The sequence below is a fragment of the Wolbachia endosymbiont (group A) of Andrena helvola genome (assembly GCF_964028415.1).
Classification (GTDB): domain Bacteria; phylum Pseudomonadota; class Alphaproteobacteria; order Rickettsiales; family Anaplasmataceae; genus Wolbachia; species Wolbachia pipientis.
The window spans coordinates 1,312,879-1,333,927 of the sequence record NZ_OZ034779.1 but is presented as its reverse complement, the minus strand read 5'-3'; the positions used below and the strand labels follow the sequence as shown (position 1 = coordinate 1,333,927).

15 protein-coding genes and 1 tRNA gene are annotated in these 21,049 nt (G+C 36.3%); 13 read left to right on the top strand and 3 right to left on the bottom strand.

Annotated features, from left to right (window positions below; all coding sequences use genetic code 11):
* The first annotated feature begins 48 nt into the window (after window positions 1-48).
* The gene (locus ABWU73_RS06930) at window positions 49-897 is read left to right on the top strand and encodes a P44/Msp2 family outer membrane protein (protein ID WP_010962304.1); all 849 of its coding nucleotides are present in this window, start codon (window positions 49-51) and stop codon (window positions 895-897) included.
* A gap of 164 nt (window positions 898-1,061) precedes the next feature.
* Here the strand turns inward: ABWU73_RS06930 and prmC are convergent, their stop codons facing one another.
* Window positions 1,062-1,901 carry a peptide chain release factor N(5)-glutamine methyltransferase gene (gene prmC / locus ABWU73_RS06925; protein ID WP_010962305.1) on the bottom strand — a complete coding sequence of 280 codons (840 nt, stop codon included), beginning with the start codon at window positions 1,899-1,901 and terminating at the stop codon, window positions 1,062-1,064.
* A gap of 1,114 nt (window positions 1,902-3,015) precedes the next feature.
* Between prmC and rpsL the strand changes: the two genes are divergently transcribed.
* The 12 genes from rpsL (at window position 3,016) to ABWU73_RS06865 (ending at window position 18,920) form a co-directional block, all read left to right on the top strand.
* Complete coding sequence (gene rpsL, locus ABWU73_RS06920) at window positions 3,016-3,390, top strand: 30S ribosomal protein S12 (protein WP_006279787.1); 375 nt, start codon at window positions 3,016-3,018, stop codon at window positions 3,388-3,390.
* 5 nt (window positions 3,391-3,395) lie between these two features.
* A complete protein-coding gene (gene rpsG / locus ABWU73_RS06915) occupies window positions 3,396-3,875 on the top strand; it encodes a 30S ribosomal protein S7 (protein ID WP_007549313.1) in 480 nt (159 codons plus the stop codon).
* A gap of 21 nt (window positions 3,876-3,896) precedes the next feature.
* Window positions 3,897-5,972: an elongation factor G gene (gene fusA / locus ABWU73_RS06910; RefSeq protein ID WP_010962308.1), complete on the top strand. Its 2,076-nt coding sequence runs from the start codon at window positions 3,897-3,899 to the stop codon at window positions 5,970-5,972.
* Window positions 5,973-5,983: 11 nt separating this feature from the next.
* Window positions 5,984-7,156 (top strand): elongation factor Tu, encoded by a 1,173-nt coding sequence (gene tuf / locus ABWU73_RS06905; RefSeq protein WP_010962309.1) that lies wholly within the window; start codon window positions 5,984-5,986, stop codon window positions 7,154-7,156.
* A gap of 13 nt (window positions 7,157-7,169) precedes the next feature.
* Window positions 7,170-7,242: transfer RNA gene (locus tag ABWU73_RS06900), tRNA-Trp, on the top strand.
* Between the two features lie 19 nt (window positions 7,243-7,261).
* Entirely contained in the window at window positions 7,262-7,462 is a 201-nt protein-coding gene (gene secE / locus ABWU73_RS06895) for a preprotein translocase subunit SecE (RefSeq protein WP_022626186.1), read from the top strand.
* Window positions 7,452-8,288 (top strand): transcription termination/antitermination protein NusG, encoded by an 837-nt coding sequence (nusG, locus tag ABWU73_RS06890; protein WP_070356705.1) that lies wholly within the window; start codon window positions 7,452-7,454, stop codon window positions 8,286-8,288. Before secE ends, nusG begins: the two co-directional genes overlap by 11 nt.
* 2 nt (window positions 8,289-8,290) lie before the next feature.
* Window positions 8,291-8,731 carry a 50S ribosomal protein L11 gene (locus tag ABWU73_RS06885; RefSeq protein ID WP_006279541.1) on the top strand — a complete coding sequence of 147 codons (441 nt, stop codon included), beginning with the start codon at window positions 8,291-8,293 and terminating at the stop codon, window positions 8,729-8,731.
* Window positions 8,732-8,735: 4 nt separating this feature from the next.
* Window positions 8,736-9,389 (top strand): 50S ribosomal protein L1, encoded by a 654-nt coding sequence (gene rplA, locus ABWU73_RS06880; RefSeq protein WP_065094732.1) that lies wholly within the window; start codon window positions 8,736-8,738, stop codon window positions 9,387-9,389.
* A 12-nt stretch (window positions 9,390-9,401) separates the two neighbouring features.
* Complete coding sequence (gene rplJ, locus ABWU73_RS06875; protein WP_006279539.1) at window positions 9,402-9,920, top strand: 50S ribosomal protein L10; 519 nt, start codon at window positions 9,402-9,404, stop codon at window positions 9,918-9,920.
* A gap of 26 nt (window positions 9,921-9,946) precedes the next feature.
* Entirely contained in the window at window positions 9,947-10,348 is a 402-nt protein-coding gene (gene rplL, locus ABWU73_RS06870; RefSeq protein ID WP_007551887.1) for a 50S ribosomal protein L7/L12, read from the top strand.
* A gap of 58 nt (window positions 10,349-10,406) precedes the next feature.
* Entirely contained in the window at window positions 10,407-18,920 is an 8,514-nt protein-coding gene (locus ABWU73_RS06865; RefSeq protein ID WP_264329621.1) for a DNA-directed RNA polymerase subunit beta/beta', read from the top strand.
* 6 nt (window positions 18,921-18,926) lie between these two features.
* On the opposite strand, the gene dusB is transcribed toward ABWU73_RS06865, so the two are convergent.
* Together dusB and ABWU73_RS06855 are read right to left on the bottom strand one after the other, a co-directional pair.
* Window positions 18,927-19,889: a tRNA dihydrouridine synthase DusB gene (dusB, locus tag ABWU73_RS06860; RefSeq protein WP_010962313.1), complete on the bottom strand. Its 963-nt coding sequence runs from the start codon at window positions 19,887-19,889 to the stop codon at window positions 18,927-18,929.
* A gap of 25 nt (window positions 19,890-19,914) precedes the next feature.
* Complete coding sequence (locus ABWU73_RS06855; protein ID WP_265017833.1) at window positions 19,915-21,039, bottom strand: C48 family peptidase; 1,125 nt, start codon at window positions 21,037-21,039, stop codon at window positions 19,915-19,917.
* Window positions 21,040-21,049 lie beyond the last annotated feature (10 nt).

Genomic DNA, 21,049 nt, shown 5'->3' with positions numbered 1-21,049 from the left:
TTTGAATTAATTAGTATTAGATTAGCTATTTTAACTAGGGGAGTAGTAATGATTAGTAAAAAAACATTAGCGGTTACAGCATTTGCTTTATTGTTGTCACAACAATCTTTTGCAAGTGAAACAGAAGGGTTTTACTTTGGTAGTGGGTATTACGGTCAATATTTAAATAACACAAGCGTACTAAAAACAAGCACTACAGGTATCAAAAATTTGTCTATAAATGACAGGGGTGCTCAGAACACAGAAGGTCAGTCACTAAGTGAGTATAAAGGAGATTATAATCCACCTTTTGCTGCAAATGTGGCATTTGGTTACACAGGGGAATTGGGTAACAACAGCTATAGGGCTGAATTGGAAGGGATGTATTCTTCTGTAAAAGTGGATAATATTGGTTTAACAAGTAGCCAAATAACTGTTTCATACCTAAAGGAGACTGGTGAGGATCCTGATAAAGAAACTTATCTCTATAGTGCTGCAGTTAGTCATGACCAAATTGAGAACATATCTGTAATGGCAAATGTTTATCATCATTGGAAAAGTGACCGTTTCTCTTTTTCTCCTTACGTTGGTATTGGGATCGGTGCAACAAGAATGACGATGTTTGAAAAACCGTCAATAAGACCCGCAGGTCAATTAAAAGCTGGCTTTGACTATCGCATAAACGAAGATGTAAATATGCATATCGGATATAGAGGTTTTGGTGCTATTGGTAGCGATATTAAGCTTACAGCAAAAAGGTTAGGACAAGTGGTAGACGACCCTAATAATGATAAAAAAAAGAAGCTTAATCCTAGCTCAGGTAGCAAAGTAACTGAGGAAATAAATATAGGTAATCAACTATTTCACACACACGGTATAGAGGCTGGTCTTACTTTCCATTTTGCCAGCAAAGCTTAAACATGTTGCCCTTTAAAAAATGCATAAAACCGTTCCTGTCGTCCTATGGCTTGACCATAGGATCTAGTTAAATATAGATCCAAGTAGTCACGCTACTTGGATGACTAGGTAGAGGGTACTGGGATGATATAGGATAATATGGGATGAAGGCAAAAAAACATTAGCTATGTTCTTTTCACAACAATGCATCTCTTCATTCCCGCTAAGTCATATACATATTCCTGAAAAGCTAATTCGTATGAGGGGATTATTTTGTCAATATTGCTTTGATCTTCACCTATCTCCAATATCGCAAACCCATTTTTTTTAAGGCACTTTCTCAATATTGGAAAAATGCTCAAGTAACAGCTCAAACCATCAATACCACCATCAAGGGCAATTCTTGGTTCCTTTTGCACTTCAGCTTGCAAGTCTTTCAATTTGCTTCTTTTAATATATGGAGGATTACTGATTATAAGATCGAATGAACCTCTGCACTCTGTCCACGAACTTGGAAATATTTTGGCTCTGCTGAGAAGATCATGTTTTTTTGTGTTCTGATAGGCAACTTTATATGCTTCCAAGCTTTTTTCAAAACCGACGCCAACAGCATATTCATACTCACTAAGTACGGATATCAATAAACAACCTGTGCCTGTACCAAAATCTGCAATTTTTAGTTTCTGTTTTTTGTTTGGGTAATATTTTAACACTGCTAGGATTATTGTTTCACTATCTGGCCTTGGATCTAAAACATGCTGGTTAACTATAAAATTTTTACTCCAGAATTCACGATTACCTATTATTTGCGATATTGGATATCTTTCCGCTCTTTTTTTTGTTAATTTCCAAAATAAAAGTTCTTTCTCCATCGGCACTTGATCAGCATGGTTCACAATTATAAATGATCTTTCCACTCCAAGTACGTGCTGCATGATGATTTCACAATCTAAATGTGGTGATTCAACTTTATGTGACGATAATAACTCCGATCCTTCTTGAATTAAAGTGCTGATTGTTTTCATTATTCTAAAAATATGTTTCTTTCAGCCAAAAATAGCAAGATGAGCTTCCAGTTTAGGGTAGCTGCACTAAATCCCAGTGTCAAGCACGCAGCTGTACGAACATTGCAATTTGCAGATCCAAGTAGCTTGACTACTTGGATCCAGCTAAGTTGGTGAGCATAAAAGTATAGCTAATGCGAGCTTTACGTCATACCGTCACGGTATCTCTAGATTCCGCTAACACGTAGCGGGACGACGAGGTCAGGGTGTCATCCTAGTACCTTCTCCTGTCATCCCAGTGCCCTGACTACTTGGATCCAGGAAAAAGAATGGTGTCATCCAAGTAGCCTCCCTCCCCTGTCATCCCAGTGCCCAGACACTGAGATCCAGAAAAGTTTGCTTGTAAGCAAGCAAACTAGCACAGAAAGTGGTTACAACATTTTCGATGAGATTATATGGAAAACTGGATTCCAGTGTCAAGCACTGGAATGACACCTTCCTGCTCAGTTCATGTTGCCATAAATATTAAGAAATTTACCAAGCAAAAAAAAAGGCAAAAGAAGCCCTAGTCATTGTCTATTTTCAGTATTGGCGTTTTTTAAGTCTTAAACACTGCAATTTAGCTGCTTTTAAATGCAACTCACCTTAGTTTAAATGTTTAAGAAATTTACTAAGCAGAAAAAAAGGCAAAAGATATCCCGTATTAGCTAGTTGTCACTCTCTAATCCTGCAAATTGGCGTACTATACTGTCTTAAACGCTTTATAAGCGCGTTTCAGCTTATATAGGTAAAAACCCAGAAATGTTGTGAAGACGTAAAGTGTGCATAGTGCAAAAAATTAAAAATAAGACGCCAATTACGTAATACTGTTGTCATTTAATCTGCACAGATTGAAGATAAATGAATACCTTCAGTATCATGATAATGGGGCTGGCGAAGGGTGTCAAGTAAGTTTTTTCGTTTCTACTGAATGACAGTTGTGGCTTGGGAGGTAGTGCAAGAAGTCTACTGATGGCTTTCAAGGCAGTTGAGCTTAATTATTAGAGTAGTAATGTTTATTTTTATATTGACTATTGAGGTTTATTATTTTATAACTAAAAACTTAGTTATTTTAATGAGCTTGAGTTTATAACATATGCCTACGATAAATCAATTAATACGTAAGGGTAGATTAGGATTGACCCATAAGAAAAAGGTACCAGCTTTGGGAGAAAGCAACCCTCAAAGGAGAGGTGTTTGCACTAAGGTGTATACTACAACTCCTAGAAAGCCTAACTCAGCACTCCGTAAAGTAGCCAGAGTAAAAATTAGTGGGTATGGTGAAGTGACGGCTTATATACCTGGTGAAGGTCATAATTTACAAGAACACTCTGTTGTTTTGATACGTGGTGGGCGGGTTAAAGATTTGCCAGGTGTGCGTTATCACATAATAAGAGGTGCCCTTGATCTGCGTGGTGTGCAAAATCGAAAGAAAGCTCGTTCAAAATATGGTGTAAAGAAATCTGGTTAAAGTTTATGGCTCGTCGGAATAAAGCAAAAAAAAGAGAAATAAGTCCTGATTCGCGTTACGGCAGTGTTTTGCTGATGCGTTTCATTAATACAATCATGAAATGTGGTAAAAAATCTACTGCAGAAAAGATTATCTATGACGCTTTGTCTTTAGCTGAAAAGAAAATAGGCGAAGGTGGGTTATCAATTTTTGAGACAGCAGTAGGAAATGTTACTCCTTCTATAGAAGTGCGTTCTCGACGCATTGGTGGTGCAACTTATCAAGTACCTGTTGAAGTTCGACAAGATAGAGCGGTTTCTTTAGCGTTAAGGTGGATTGCTAAAGCAACTTCTGCTGCTCGAAAAAAGAGTGGAAAAACCACTGTTGATTGTTTGCAATCTGAAATACTGGATGCTTATAATAAACGCGGTGGTGCGTTTAAGATGTGCGAAGAAAAATATAAAATGGCTGAAGCTAATAAGGCATTTTCTCATCTTCGTTTTTAATGTTAGCTAATTAATTGTGATATGGAAATTGGAATATCTAAATACAGAAATATAGGGATAATGGCTCACATAGATGCTGGTAAGACTACCACAACAGAGCGTATTTTATTTTATACTGGTAAGCAAAATAGAATTGGTGAAGTGCACGATGGTGCAGCTTCTATGGATTGGATGGAGCAGGAAAAAGAGCGTGGTATTACAATCACATCTGCTGCAACAACATGTTTTTGGAATGATCATAGGGTCAATATAATAGACACTCCTGGTCACGTTGATTTCACTATTGAAGTTGAGAGATCTTTAAGGGTTTTGGATGGTGCAGTTGCTGTATTTGATGGAGTTGCTGGAGTTGAACCTCAATCTGAGACAGTGTGGCGTCAAGCTGATAAATATAGCGTTCCTCGTATCTGCTTTGTTAATAAGATGGATAGAATAGGGGCAAATTTTTATCGATGTGTTGATATGATAAAGACGAAGCTTGGTGCAGCACCTTTAGTTATTCATTTACCAATAGGGAGTGAGAAAGATTTCAAAGGTATAATTGACCTTATTTCTATGAAAGCCATTATATGGCAAGAAGAAACGTTGGGCGCTAAATTTTCTTATGAAGATATTCCTTCTGATTTGCTTGATAAGGCTCAAGAATATCGAAATCTTTTATTAGATGCTGCAGCTGAGATGGATGATGAAGCGATGAATACTTACTTTGAGTCTAATGATCTGCCAGTGGATTTACTGAAAAAATGCGTGAGAAATGGGACCATTAAAGGAAAATTTGTTCCTGTGTTATGTGGATCAGCTTTTAAAAATAAAGGCGTACAACCACTTTTAGATGGTGTGGTTGACTTTTTACCTTCTCCTATTGATGTTGATGTAATTGTTGGAATTGATCCTAAAGATTCAGAAAAGAAAATTGAGGTCAAACCTTCAGAAAAAGAGAAATTTGTTGCTCTTGCATTTAAAGTGATGACGGATAAATTTGTAGGCAGCTTGACGTTTATCCGTATTTATTCTGGTAAATTAAAGTCTAAATCTACCGTTTCAAATGCGTTAAAAAACGAAACTGAAGGGATTGGCAGAATGTTACTTATGCATGCAAATAACCGAGAAGATATAACTGAGGCTAGGGCTGGAGATATAGTTGCTTTAGTTGGGCTAAAGAAAACAACCACCGGAGATACTTTATGTTCTGTTGATTTTCCTATATTATTGGAGCGTATGGAATTTCCTGAGCCTGTTATTGAAATTGCTGTAGAACCTAAAACCACTTCAGATCAGGAAAAATTAGGTATTGCTCTAAATAGGTTGGTTGCAGAAGATCCTTCTTTGAGAATGTCAGTAAATGCGGAAAGTGGCCAGACTATATTGAAAGGCATGGGTGAGCTCCATCTTGAGATTATTGTTGATAGAATGAAGCGCGAATTTAACGTTGAGGCTAACGTCGGTGCTCCTCAGGTTGCATATCGTGAAACTATCACTAAATCTGTTGAAATTGATTACACTCATAAAAAACAATCTGGTGGAGCTGGTCAGTTTGCTAAGGTTAAAATAAAATTTGAACCTCTTGAGCCTGGTTCTGGGTTTCAATTTGAAAGTAAAATTGTAGGTGGTGCTATTCCAAAAGAGTATATTCCTGGGGTAGAAAATGGCTTGGAGTTGATAAAAGAAGGTGGTATAATTTCGGGATTTCCGTTGATTGATTTTAAGGCTACCCTTCTTGATGGTGCTTTTCATGAGGTTGATTCTAGTCCTTTAGCTTTTGAACTTGCTGCTAAAGGTGCTTTTAAAGAGATGGCAAATAAAGCTGGTCCAAAAATGCTGGAGCCTATAATGAAAGTTGAAATCATTACTCCTGAAGAATATATGGGTGATGTTATGGGTGATATAAATAGTAGAAGAGGAAATGTTGCTGATATGCTCGATTTAGGTAATAATAGTAAAATAATTACTGCTTCGGTACCTCTTGCAAATATGTTTGGTTATATCAACGTTTTGCGTTCTATGTCTCAGGGAAGGGCGCAGTATAGTATGCATTTTTCTTGTTATGAGCAAGTGCCACAATATGTGGTTGATGAGTTAAAGTTAGAGTATAATTAAGGGTAATAATTATGACAGCAGTAGTGGAAGCATTTGGAAAGCCGCATGTAAATGTGGGAACAATAGGACATGTGGATCATGGGAAGACGACGTTAACAGCGGCGATAACGAAGCATTATGGAAATTTTGTAGCGTACGATCAGATAGATAAAGCGCCAGAAGAAAGGAAGAGGGGGATAACGATAGCAACAGCGCATGTTGAGTATCAGACGGAAAAAAGGCATTATGCACACGTTGATTGTCCTGGACACGCTGACTATGTAAAGAACATGATAGTAGGTGCAGCACAGATGGATGCGGCGATATTGGTAGTGTCGGGGGTTGATGGGCCAATGCCACAAACGAGAGAGCATATATTGCTGGCGAAGCAGGTAGGTGTTGGATATATCGTGGTGTATATAAATAAAGCTGATGTTGCTGATGCTGATATGATAGATTTAGTAGAAATGGAAGTGAGGGAATTACTGAGTAAATACGGATTTCCAGGGGATGAAGTGCCTGTGGTGGTTGGTTCAGCGCTCAAGGCGCTGGAGGATGACAGCAGCGAATATGGAAAGAAATCAATAGACAAATTGATGGAAAAGTTAGATGAATATGTAGCGGTTCCACCAAGGCCTGTGGATTTACCATTTTTATTGCCAATCGAAGATGTATTTTCGATATCGGGGCGAGGAACAGTGGTAACAGGAAGAATAGAGAAGGGAGAGATAAAGACGGGAGAAGAGATAGAGATAATAGGTCTGAAAGCGACGCAAAAGACGATATGCACAGGTGTTGAGATGTTTAAGAAGTTGCTGGATAAGGGAAGTGCAGGACTCAATGTAGGAATATTGTTAAGAGGAACAAAAAGAGAAGAAGTGGAGAGAGGGCAAGTATTAGCGAAACCGGGGACGATAACACCGCATAGAAAGTTTAAGGCGGAGGTTTATATATTAAAGAAAGAGGAAGGAGGAAGGCATACACCATTTTTTGCGAATTACCAGCCACAGTTTTATTTAAGGACAACGGATGTAACTGGGAGCATAAAATTGCTAGATGGGAAGGAGATGGTAATGCCAGGAGATAATGTGAGTGTAGAAGTAGAATTGCAAGTACCGATAGCAATGGATAAGGGATTGCGTTTTGCGATAAGAGAAGGCGGTAGAACTGTTGGTTCTGGTGTTGTTTCTGAAATTTTGGAGTGAGAGTTTGAGTTATAGGAGTGTAGCTCAATTGGTAGAGCGCTGGTCTCCAAAACCAGAGGTTGTAGGTTCAATTCCTATCGCTCCTGCATTAATGTTGTGGTGGAAATGTTAAAAAGTTTGTGTGGTTTTTTCTGTGATATAAAGCAAGAAATACGAAGAATTGCTTGGGTAAAGAAACAGGAGGTGTTGTCATCTCTATTTGTTGTAATGATTGTTATATTATGCTTTTCGATTTTCTTCTGTTTTGTGGATTTTATGTCTCTTTACGTAATTAAGGCTTTATTTGGAATTATTTATGGAATGTGAATATAAATGGTATATCATTAAAGTTGATTATGGATATGAGCAAAACATACGCGAATTGGTAAGTAATGCTGTTTATTTTAAGGAAGTGTTTATTCCTTATCAAACGGTATGTAATTCAAAGTCTGATATAAAAGAATTATGTGAAGTGTATGTATATATGCATCTGTGTGATGAAAGCAAAAATATTTTGAATCAAACGCCTGGATTCTGCAGTGGCGAATCTGGTGATTTTGAGATGATTTCAGATGATGAGATAAGTTTAAAGTGTAAAGAATTTAATAGATATAAATGGTATATCTTGAGAGTTGCTTCCAATTGTGAAGAGAAAGTGCGCCAACATATATTGGAAAATTCTATGAGATTGGGTGTTAATGATTACTTTAAGGAAGTTTTTATTCCATATGAAGAGCTAAGTGAAGTAGAGTTGAAATCTAAGAAAATTGCTACACGAAGGAAATGCTTTCCTGGTTATGTCTTTTTATACGTGAATTTATGCGATGAAGTATTGAATTTTATCAATAATATACCAAAATCTCTTAAGGTTTATGGATTTTTGAAAAACGGTAATATTCCAAAGGTGATTTTGGATGATGAGATTCACTCAATGTGTAATGCACTTTATAATGCTCAAGAGACAAAGAAGTTAGGTTATGGTTATGAAAAAGGTGAAAAAGTGAAAATTAATGATGGTCTTTTTCAAAATTTTACTGGTAAGGTAAATATGGTAAACGATGAGAAAAAAATTATTAATGTGGAAGTATCGATTTTAGGTAAGCCGACAATAATAGAGCTTGATCTGGCTCAAGTAGAGAAAATAGAGGATTAATTATGAGTGTTATAGTTGCTAAGATTAACTTACTTATGGAAGCTGGGAAAGCAGTTCCAGGACCGAAAATTGCTTCAGTACTTGGTCCACGTGGTATACCTGTTCCTAAGTTTTGTGAAGCTTTTAATAAAGTTACTAGTGCTGCTAACGCTAATTATAAAGTAGGCGATTTAGTAACAGTGCGAATTTCCATAAAGGATGATCGCTCTCATGATTTTACTGTCAGCGGTCCGCCTGTGGCTTATTTACTTAAGCAGGAGGCTAAATTAAGTAAAAGTTCTGGTAATCCTGGTAAAGAATTAGTGGCTAAATTACCTATGTCTGCTATAATTAAAGTAGCAAAGTGCAAGATGGTTGATATGAAAGTGGATAATGAAGATTCAGCAGTGAAAATGGTTGTAGGCACTGCAAAATCTATGGGTATAGAAGTTGTGGAAGGTTAGGTAAATGAATACATATAATGATAATCCTAAGCAGTGTTTGAAGAAGATTGTTGAGTCTGCTTCAGCAAAATTTAATGAATCAGTTGATATTGCGGTCAATTTAGGCGTAGATTCACGTAAATCTGAAGAGCAGGTGCGTGGTACAGTAGTTTTGCCTAAAGGTATCGGGAAGAATATTAAAGTAGCTGTTTTCGCTCAAGATAAACATTTATTAGAAGCTGAAAAAGCTGGTGCTGATATTGCAGGAGGAGAGGATTTAGTTGAAGAAATAAAAAAAGGTAGAAAGTTAGATGTTGATTGGTGCATTACTACTCCTGATTTTATGGCAAAAATCACTCCTATTGCAAAAGTATTGGGTGCTAAAGGGCTGATGCCTAACCCTAAATTTGGTACTGTGACTTCTAACATTGCAGAAGCTATTAAAACCATTAAGTCTGGTCAGGTAAAATTTAGAACAGATAAAAATGGTGTTATTCATGGTAAATTAGGAAATATTAAATTTGATATTGATGACTTGCTAGAAAATTTAAAAGCCTTTCTTAAAGTAATTAAAGATAATAAACCTATTTCTGCGAAAGGAATTTACTTTAAGGGTGTTTTTTTAAATTCAACTATGGGTAAAGCTTATAAGATAGGCAAAGTGGAAGATATAATTTAAGGGAGTGATACCGTGAAGCGTAAAGATAAGGATGAATTTATACAGAGCACAATAAACGTATTTGTAAATAATGATTTCTTGATATTAGTAAATTTTAAATCTATAAATGCTAATGATTCATTAACTCTGAGGAATAGTCTGAAGTCTATAGCAGGTGGGGTATTAGTAGTTAAAAACACTCTAGCGCGCTTGGCTTTGGAAAGGACTGGTAAATTCTCTTATTTATCAGGCAAATTTTCCGGTCCTGTTGCTATTATATACTCTAGTGGCATAGTAGAAGCTGCAAAATTAATAGTTGATTTTACTAATGCTAACAAAGAAAAAATGTCTGTGATTTGCGCAGCTCATTTAAATGAATTGTTAACAGTGGAAGATGTTAATAAACTGGCTAAGTTGCCTTCTCTGGATGAATTGCGTGTTAAAATTATGCGTTTAATATCTTATGATATTCCTGCTCGGTTAGCGTTGTCTATTAATTCATCTTCTATGAGGCTTATGAGAGTTTTGGATTATTATAGTTCTAAAAAATAAATTTGTTGTTAAGTAAGGTGGTAATTATGAGTAATGTAACAAGTGATTTGGTTGATAAAATATTATCTTTAAACCTATTAGAGGCTTCTGAGCTTGTAAAAGTTTTAGAAGAGAAAATAGGGTTGCCTGCTGGTTCTTTTCTTGGTGGAGCTGTTGGTGCTGGGGCGCCTATTGGTGATAATGCTGCTGCTCCTGCTGCTCAAGAAAAAGCTGAGTATAAAGTTGTGATTAAAGAAATTGATGCGAGTAAAAAAATAGGAGTTATTAAAGCTGTGAGAGAGGTTAATTCTACATTGGGTTTAAAAGAAGCAAAAGAGTTGGTTGAATCTTTACCTAAAGATTTGACTGCTAATGTTCCTAAAGACGAAGCAGAAAAAATCAAGCAAAAACTTATTGAAGCAGGAGCAACTAAAGTGGAGCTTGAATAATATTTAATGTATTAATTTTATATTGATATAGCTCTTTTAATTAGTTTGGGGTATTTTAATGGTTGATTCTTCTTATATGTACGCTTCTGGTGCTTTTGTTCCTAGAGTTTCTTATTCTAGGTCGATTGATTTAAAAGATTCTTTATTGGATTTGGTTAAGGTTCAAAAAGAATCATATGATTCTTTTACTCCTAAGAATAAGGGTAATGAAAGACTTGAAGTTATCTTTCATACAATCTTTCCAATAAATGATCCTTTGCGTAGGGCTACTATTGAGTTTATAAGTTGTAGGGTAGATGATCCTAAGTATGATGAATCTGAGTGTATAAAGCGTGGTGTAACTTTTTCTGCTCAGGTTATTGCTTCTATACGTCTTGTTGTTATGCAGGATGGTATTTCTCTTGATGAATATAAATCGATTAAAGAGAGTGGAGATCATTCTAAACTTGCAACCGTTGTAAAATCTATAGAAGAGCAGAAAGTCCACTTTTGTGGGTTGCCTATGATGACTGATAAGGGCACTTTCATCATTAATGGTGTGGAAAAAGTTATCGTCTCACAAATGCATAGGTCTCCTGGTGTATTTTTTGATAGCGATAAGGGAAAAACTTACAATTCTGGTAAATTGATCTATTCTGCTAGAATTATTCCTTATAGGGGTTCTTGGCTTGATATTGAATTTGATGTTAAAGACCATTTGTATTTTCGTGTTGATAGAAAAAGAAAATTGCCAATTTCAGTTTTATTAAAGGCGTTGGGTCTATCAAATAATGATATACTCGATAGATTTTATGAGAAAATAAAGTATGTAAAACATAAAGATGGTTGGAAAGTGCCTTTTGTTCCTGATAAATTTAAAGGAGTGAGGCTGCCTTTCGACTTAATGGATATTGAAGGTAATGTGCTGCTTAAAGCTAACGTTCGTATTACCTCAAGACTAGCTAAAAAGCTATATGATAATGAATTGAAAGAGTATCTGGTTCCTTTTAATTCTATATGTGGTTTATTCCTCGCAGAAGATTTAATGGATAGTGCTAGCTCTACGAAAATTTTATCTGCTGGTGAATCTATAAAGCTGGAAGACATAAAGAAGCTTGAGTTATTATCTGTAGATGAAATATCAGTGTTGAACATAGATAATTTGTTTGTTGGACCTTATATATTAAATACGCTTTTCTTAGATGAAAACATGTCTTATCAGGATGCACTATATGAAATATATAGAGTTTTGCGTCCTGGTGAAGTTCCTGTTTTAGAGATAGTAGAAGAGTTTTTCCGTAATCTTTTCTTCAGTCCGGAATATTATGATTTGTCTAACATTGGTAGGTTGAAGCTTAACTCTTACCTTGGATTAAATTATGATGAGGATTTAACTGTTTTAACGCATGAAGATATTATTGAAATTGTGAAAAAAATAGTATTGTTACGTGACGGTCAAGGATCTGTAGATGATATTGATCATTTAGGAAACAGAAGAGTAAGATCAGTTGGAGAGTTTATAGAAAATCAATTTAGAACTGGGTTGTTGAAATTGGAACGCGCAATAGTTGATTCTATGTCCACTTCTAGTTTAGATAAAGTTTCTCCATCTGATTTTATTAATCCAAAAGTGTTAACTAATGTCTTAAGAGATTTCTTCAATTCTTCTCAATTATCTCAATTTATGGATCAGACTAATCCGTTATCTGAAATAACACATAAAAGAAGGTTATCCGCGTTAGGTCCTGGCGGTTTAACAAGAGAACGGGCAGGATTTGAGGTGCGTGATGTTCATCCAACTCATTATGGAAGAATTTGCCCTATTGAGACTCCTGAAGGGCAAAATATAGGGTTAATCAACAGCTTAGCTATATACGCGCGTATTAATAAATATGGTTTCATTGAAAGCCCTTATAGAAAAGTAGTCAATAGGGTTGTTACTGATCAAATTGAGTATCTTTCTGCTATAGACGAAGGCTCACATCATATAGCTGACACTAGCGTAAAGCTTGATGAAAATAATTGCTTTGTTGATGACATGCTATACTGTAGATATGCTGGTAGCTTCGTCATGGTAAGTAGCGACCAAGTTAGTTACATTGACGTATCTCCTAAGCAGGTAATATCAGTTGCAGCTTCCTTGATTCCATTTTTAGAAAATGATGATGCTAATAGAGCATTAATGGGCTCAAATATGCAACGTCAGGCCGTACCTTTATTGAAGCCTACCGCTCCTCTGGTTGCTACTGGTATGGAGTCTTTTGTAGCTTCTGGCTCTGGTGCTGTAGTTTTAGCAAAACGCGATGGCATAGTTGATAGTTCTGATAGTAACTCTATAGTTATACGTGCTTTTGATAAAGAAAGGGTTAACTACTTGGACGTAGATATTTATCATCTAAGGAAATTTCAGCGTTCTAACCATAATACTTGTATTAATCAAAGACCGCTAGTGTGCGTAGGTGATTATGTTAAAAAGGGTGATGTAATAGCTGATGGTCCTGCAATTAACAGTGGTGAGTTGGCGCTTGGTAAAAATTTGCTAGTCGCTTTTATGTCTTGGCAAGGTTATAATTTTGAAGACTCTATTATTATTTCTAGTGAAGTTGTTAAAAAAGATCTCTTTACTTCTATTCATATAGAAGAATTTGACTGTGTTGTACATGATACCCCTTTAGGATCAGAAAAAATAACTCGTGCTATACCTGGTGTTAATGAAGAAAATCTATATCACTTGGATGATAGTGGTATAGTGAAAATTGGTACAAGAGTTGGTCCAGGCTATATTCTGGTAGGTAAAGTTACACCTAAACCTTCTCTTTCATTGCCTCCTGAAACGAAGTTATTAATGACAATTTTTGGTGAAAAGTCATTCGATTGTGCGGATTCCTCTTTATATACATCTCCAGATGTTGAAGGGACAGTAATTGATGTACAAGTCTTTACACGCAGGGGGGTTGAAGAAAATGAAAGGGCATTACTCATCAAACAAAAAGAGATAAATGACTTTGAGGAAGAGCGAGATTATATAATCAATGTTACTAGTGAATATTTCTATGATGAACTGAAGAAACTTCTTATTAATTCTGGTTCTCAAGATCGAGAAAAATTTGACTCTATTGAACGTGAGCAATGGTGGGGTATAGGATTAAAAAACCAATCCATTTCTGAGCAAGTTAAGAGCTTAAAAAAAGATTTTGATGAAAAAGTATCACATGCAATAGCACAGTTTAAGCGAAAAGTAGAAAAATTACATGAAGGTTATGACCTGCCTCAAGGTGTGTCGATGTCAGTAAAAGTTTTCATTGCTGTGAAACATAGTCTGCAACCAGGGGATAAAATGGCTGGTAGACATGGAAATAAAGGTGTGATTTCTCGAGTTGTGCCAGTGGAAGATATGCCTTATTTGGAAGATGGTACTCCTGTTGATATTATTCTTAACCCTCTTGGTGTTCCTTCACGAATGAATGTAGGGCAAATACTGGAAACGCATGTAGGTTGGGCTTGTAGAAAATTAGGGGAAAAGGTAAGTAATATTCTCGATGAGATCAATAAGATCAAAAGTGCTTTTTGCAAGGGAATTAGGTCCCTTAACGATGATAATTTTACACAATTTGCAGTAGCATACCTTGATAATAAAAAAATTGAAAATATTGATGATGATGAAATAACGGCTTCTGTTTTAAATACACCTAATAAGAATGCACTAAATGACGAGTTGAATGAGTTAGTAGAGAACTATTTGAACTCTTGTAAAAGTTCATACAGCAATTTACGTAACTTCCTGATTGAGGTTTATAGCTATGGCAGTAACGTATCTATCTGTAATGATATTCGTAATATTAGTGATAATAATCTCATTGAATTTGCACGCAAATTACGTGATGGCGTTCCTGTTGCTGCACCTGTATTTGAGGGTCCAAAAGATGAACAAATAGCAAAATTATTTGAACTTGCTGGTTTAGATAACTCTGGACAAGCTGTATTATATGACGGTTGCAGTGGTGAAAAATTCGACCGCAAGGTTACAGTTGGTTACATGTACATGCTTAAGTTGCACCACTTGGTTGATGGTAAAATTCATGCGCGTTCAGTAGGGCCTTATAGTTTGGTTACTCAACAACCTCTTGGAGGAAAATCTCATTTTGGTGGTCAGCGTTTTGGTGAAATGGAATGTTGGGCATTACAAGCCTATGGTGCTGCTTATACTTTGCAGGAAATGTTAACTGTGAAGTCTGATGATATTAATGGTAGAGTTAAGATTTATGAATCGATAATAAAAGGTGACAGTAATTTTGAATGTGGAATTCCTGAATCCTTTAATGTGATGATAAAAGAACTACGTTCTTTATGTTTAAATGTAGATTTAAAGCAAAATGATGTAGTGATTGAAGATATATCTCACACTAACATTGCACAACCTTTTAATGAGGTTAGCATATCGATTGCTAGCCCTGAAAGTATTAAGCGTATATCTTGTGGTGAGATAGAAGATGTTTCAACTGCAAATTATCGTACGTTCAAAGTTGAGAAAGGTGGATTATTTTGCCCTAAGGTTTTTGGCCCTGTCAATGACGATGAATGTTTATGTGGAAAATACAAAAAAAGAAGACACAGAGGTCGCATATGCGAAAAATGCGGAGTAGAAGTTACATCTTCTAAAGTAAGAAGAGAAAGGATGGGTCATATAGAGCTTGCATCTCCTGTTGCTCATATATGGTTTTTGAAATCGCTTCCTTCAAGAATTGGAGCATTATTGGATATGTCTCTCAGAGATATTGAGAATATTTTATATAGCGATAATTATATCGTAATAGATCCTCTTGTTTCGCCTTTTGAAAAAGGTGAGATTATTAGTGAAAAAGCTTATAATGAAGCTAAAGATAGCTATGGGATCGATAGTTTTGTAGCTATGCAAGGTGTTGAAGCTATAAGAGAGTTGCTAACGCGCCTTGATTTACATGAAATTAGGAAGGATTTAAGACTAGAATTAGAATCTGTTGCTTCTGAGATAAGAAGAAAGAAAATTATAAAGAGATTGCGTATTGTTGAAAACTTCATTAAATCTGGAAATAGGCCTGAGTGGATGATACTTACAACTATACCTATTTTACCACCTGATTTGCGTCCTTTGGTATCGCTTGAGAGTGGTCGTCCTGCAGTTTCTGATCTGAATCATCATTATAGGACTATTATTAATAGAAATAACAGGTTGAGGAAATTGTTGAGCTTAAATCCTCCTGAGATTATGATTCGTAATGAAAAAAGGATGTTACAAGAAGCAGTTGATTCTCTTTTTGATAATAGTCGTCGTAATACTTTGGTAAATAAAGCTGGTGCTGTTGGATATAAAAAGTCCATTAGTGATATGTTAAAAGGAAAACAGGGTCGTTTTCGCCAGAACCTCTTAGGAAAAAGGGTAGACTACTCTGGACGTTCTGTAATAGTTGTTGGTCCAACTTTGAAACTAAATCAGTGTGGATTACCAAAAAGAATGGCTCTTGAACTATTCAAACCTTTTGTTTACTCAAAGCTTAAGATGTATGGTATGGCTCCAACTATTAAGTTTGCTAGTAAGTTGATAAGAGCAGAAAAACCAGAAGTTTGGGATATGCTTGAAGAGGTAATAAAAGAGCATCCTGTTTTGTTGAATAGAGCGCCTACGCTACATAGACTTGGTATTCAGGCTTTTGAGCCAATCCTTATTGAAGGCAAAGCAATACAGCTTCATCCGCTTGTCTGTACGGCGTTTAATGCTGATTTTGATGGTGATCAAATGGCAGTGCATGTGCCAATTTCATTGGAAGCTCAGCTTGAAGCTAGGGTGTTGATGATGTCCACTAATAACGTTTTAAGTCCTTCTAATGGCAGACCGATTATAGTTCCTAGTAAAGATATAGTACTTGGTATATATTATCTGACTTTACAAGAACCTAAGGAAGATAATTTACCATCTTTTGGTGCTTTTTGTGAAGTTGAGCATTCCTTGAGTGATGGTACTTTACATATTCATTCTAGTATAAAGTATAGGATGGAGTATATTAATAGCAGCGGTGAAACTCACTATAAAACTGTTTGTACAACTCCTGGCCGTTTAATATTATGGCAAATTTTTCCTAAGCATGAGAATCTAGGCTTCGATCTAATAAATCAGATATTAACAGTCAAGGAAATAACTGGTATAGTTGATTTGGTATATCGTAACTGTGGTCAAAGTGCTACAGTGGCATTTTCTGATAAATTAATGGTACTTGGCTTTGAGTATGCCACATTTTCTGGTGTCTCTTTTGGTCGTTGTGATATGGTTATACCTGAAACTAAAGCTACACATGTTGATCACGCGAGGGGTGAAATTAAGAAATTCTCTATGCAATATCAAGATGGGCTAATAACTAGAAGTGAGAGGTATAACAAGGTTATAGATGAATGGTCTAAGTGTACGGATATGATAGCTAATGATATGTTAAAAGCAATATCTATATATGATGGAAATAGTAAGTACAACTCAGTGTATATGATGGTTAACTCTGGTGCAAGGGGTTCTACTTCACAGATGAAACAGCTAGCAGGAATGCGAGGGCTCATGACCAAACCTTCTGGTGAGATTATAGAAACACCTATAATTTCTAATTTCCGTGAAGGATTGAACGTATTTGAATACTTTAATTCTACTCACGGTGCGCGTAAAGGTTTAGCTGACACTGCACTTAAAACTGCAAACTCTGGATACTTAACTCGTCGTTTAGTTGATGTATCTCAAAATTGCATAGTTACAAAGCATGACTGTAAAACAAAAAATGGTCTTGTTGTGAGAGCTACAGTTGAAGGAAGTACTATAGTTGCATCTCTAGAGAGTGTTGTGCTGGGTAGAACAGCTGCAAATGATATATATAACCCAGTGACAAAAGAATTATTAGTAAAAGCAGGGGAATTAATTGATGAGGATAAAGTAAAGCAAATCAGCATTGCAGGTCTTGATGTTGTAAAAATTAGATCGCCTTTAACTTGTGAAATAAGTCCTGGTGTATGTTCTTTATGTTATGGAAGAGACCTTGCAACTGGTAAAATTGTTTCAATAGGTGAAGCAGTTGGTGTTATAGCTGCTCAATCTGTTGGAGAGCCAGGTACTCAGTTAACGATGCGTACTTTTCATATAGGTGGAGTAATGACTAGAGGCGTTGAATCCTCGAATATTATAGCTTCTATTAATGCTAAAATAAAGTTAAACAATAGTAATATAATTATAGATAGAAACGGAAATAAAATTGTGATAAGCCGTTCCTGTGAAGTCGTGTTGATTGATAGCCTTGGTAGTGAGAAGTTGAAGCACAGTGTACCTTACGGCGCTAAGCTTTATGTAGATGAGAGTGGGTCAGTAAAAATTGGCGATAAAGTTGCGGAATGGGATCCTTATACATTGCCTATTATCACGGAGAAGACTGGTACAGTGTCTTATCAGGACTTAAAAGATGGAATTTCGATCACTGAAGTGATGGATGAATCTACAGGAATATCAAGCAAAGTAGTAAAAGACTGGAAATTGCATTCTGGTGGAGCTAATTTACGTCCTCGTATTGTGCTGCTTGACGATAATGGTAAAGTAATGACACTCGCAAGTGGCGTTGAAGCATGTTATTTTATACCAATCGGTGCAGTGCTCAATGTACAAGATGGCCAGAAGGTTCATGCAGGTGATGTTATTACAAGAACACCAAGAGAGTCAGTTAAAACTCGTGATATTACTGGTGGTTTACCGAGGGTTATAGAGTTATTTGAAGCACGTCGTCCTAAAGAGCATGCTATTGTTAGTGAGATAGATGGCTATGTAGCGTTTTCTGAAAAAGACCGTAGAGGAAAACGCAGTATATTAATTAAACCTGTAGATGAACAAATTTCTCCAGTTGAATATTTGGTATCAAGAAGTAAGCATGTAATAGTCAATGAAGGTGATTTTGTACGTAAAGGTGATCTATTGATGGATGGTGACCCTGATCTCCATGATATTTTACGTGTGCTTGGGTTAGAAGCTTTAGCGCACTATATGATTTCTGAAATACAGCAAGTTTATAGATTGCAGGGTGTTCGTATAGACAATAAGCATTTAGAGGTGATCTTAAAACAAATGCTACAAAAAGTGGAAATTACTGATCCTGGTGATACTATGTACTTGGTTGGCGAAAGCATTGACAAGCTGGAAGTTGATAGGGAAAATGATGCTATGAGTAACTCTGGCAAACGGCCTACTCATTATCTTCCTATTCTGCAGGGGATTACTAGGGCAAGTCTTGAAACTAGCTCCTTTATTTCTGCTGCCTCTTTCCAAGAGACAACAAAAGTACTTACAGAAGCAGCATTCTGCGGGAAGAGTGATCCTTTAAGTGGATTAAAAGAAAATGTTATAGTAGGAAGATTAATTCCTGCTGGTACAGGTTTGATTATGAATAAGATCAGAGCACTTTCACTTTGTGATAATGTGGATAAATATGAAAAATATTTTGATATTGAAACTTATGACGAGGAATGGTTGATGGATAATGGTTGTCATTTACACTCTGGTGAGGAAGAGAGCGTAGTGGCATACGATCAGTCGAATTGAGTACAGCTAGTGTGTCTCTTGACCAAAAAAGCCAATAATATTTTCTTTCACTTCTGTGCTATCTGTCATGTTATTTACTCTCACACGAAATTCAGATGAGCCTTGAAGCCCGCTACTGTACCAACCTATGTGTTTGCGGGCCATCTTTATTCCTGTGTCATTTCCATAGTACTCAAGAATATTGTCGTAATGCTCGAGTATGATGCTTAATCTCTCTGAAGCTGTTGGCTCAGAAGTTTCACTTCCACTGAGAAAGTTCATTGCTTGATTAATCAGCCAAGGTTTACCGTAGGCACCACGACCTATCATCACTCCGTCTGCTCCAGATTCTTTGAGAGCATTCTGAATATCATTTAAATTTTTAATATCGCCATTTACTATAACTGGAATTTTCACTTGCTCTTTAACATTTCTAACGAATTTCCAATCTGCTTGACCATTATAAAGCTGCGCTCTTGTTCTTCCATGCACAGTGATCATTTTTGCTCCTAAGTCTTCGGCAATTTTCGCAAGTCTCGGGGCATTGCGATTTTCATCGTTCCATCCAGTGCGCATTTTCACCGTAACTGGCATATTCACTGCTTTGACCACAGCTTCAATTATCTCAGCGGCTTTTTTCTCATCACGCATTAGCGCTGATCCTGCATAACCGTTTACAACTTTTTTAACAGGGCAACCAAAGTTTATGTCTATAATTTTTGCTCCCATGTCCTCGTTTAATTTTGCAGCCTCCGCCATAACATCTGGCTCACACCCAGCAAGCTGCACAGCAGTTAATGCATCGACTTTTGCTTTTTGCAAACTCTGGCGAGTTTGCATAATCATAGCTCTGCTTGCGATCATCTCTGAAACTAACAAACTTGCACCAAGTTTCTTCACAATACTTCTAAACGGATAATCAGTCACTCCAGACATTGGAGCTAAAATAACTGGAGAATCAATTGTCAAATTTCCTATTTGGAGGGGCATAAGGTCAATGGTAATTTTTCATTGATTACATAATGCAACACAAACTTGCATTCTCCCTTGAAATAGAAGACTGAGATGTTTTCGTCCTTGGCGGACGCTTACGATTTCTTAGATCTTCCTTACATTTCTCATCTTCCATAAGCGCTCTTGTAAATTCTTCTCTTTTCTCATTCAAATCAAATTTATATTCTGATAACTTTTTGTCAATTTCGTCAAATGATTTGTCTTCGTTAAGCATTTGTGTAATTTTATGAGCATTTTCTAACGCAAATATTCCACAGTTATACCCGTCACTTTGCTGCTTAGTTGGGGAAATTCTTATGTCTAATACCCATTCCTCTTTTTGCAGTTCTCTTTTAACAATATTTAGCACATTATCTGGCAATTGATTACCAAATGAGTCACAGTAATAAGCTCTAAATTTTTTATCACCTGCATCAGGTTTAATAACCAAAGTTACCCAATGATTGTTGTTAATATGAAGAACCGAAGTAAATATCAATTTAGAATTTTGTTTTAATTCACCTCTATAATTTTGAAGAAATTCTTTTGTGAGTTCGTCCCAACCATTAGAATAGCTAGGAGCAAGAAAATAGACATTATTATTACTATGTTCACTTTGTGAGTACCCATACACAACTCTTGCAATATGTGTAATGTCATCATCACATAACCAGTAAGCATAATTTCCTCTGTTTGTCTGATGCACAAGAGTGTCCAAATTTTCATGAAACTCTTTACCACCCAAACCACTACCTTTTGAAGCAATAGAACTTCTGCGACTACTGTTCTCTGAAACAGTTGACCCATCTTCATTATCTGGTCCAGGAAAAATACCACTATCCTCATCTGGAGTTTTTTGCTCACCTTGACTTGCTCTTTTTCCATTAATATAACCCTTCGCTAAGTAAAATAAAGGTTCAACAACCATTTTGTATGCTACTGTAAGAATTGTTCCCATTAAAACCCAAACTACGGGGTTAGAGATGAGCATAGCAAGTGGAAAGGTCAATAGAGGGGATCCTATTACCGCCCCTAAACAGCCAGCAGCGAATGTGGCTGCTAGGCATACACAAGTAGCGTAGATAACGAATTCCTCACCAGCAAAGTCAGTGCTCTCTTTCTGATTATTTTTTGTAATACCCAACATACTACACCCT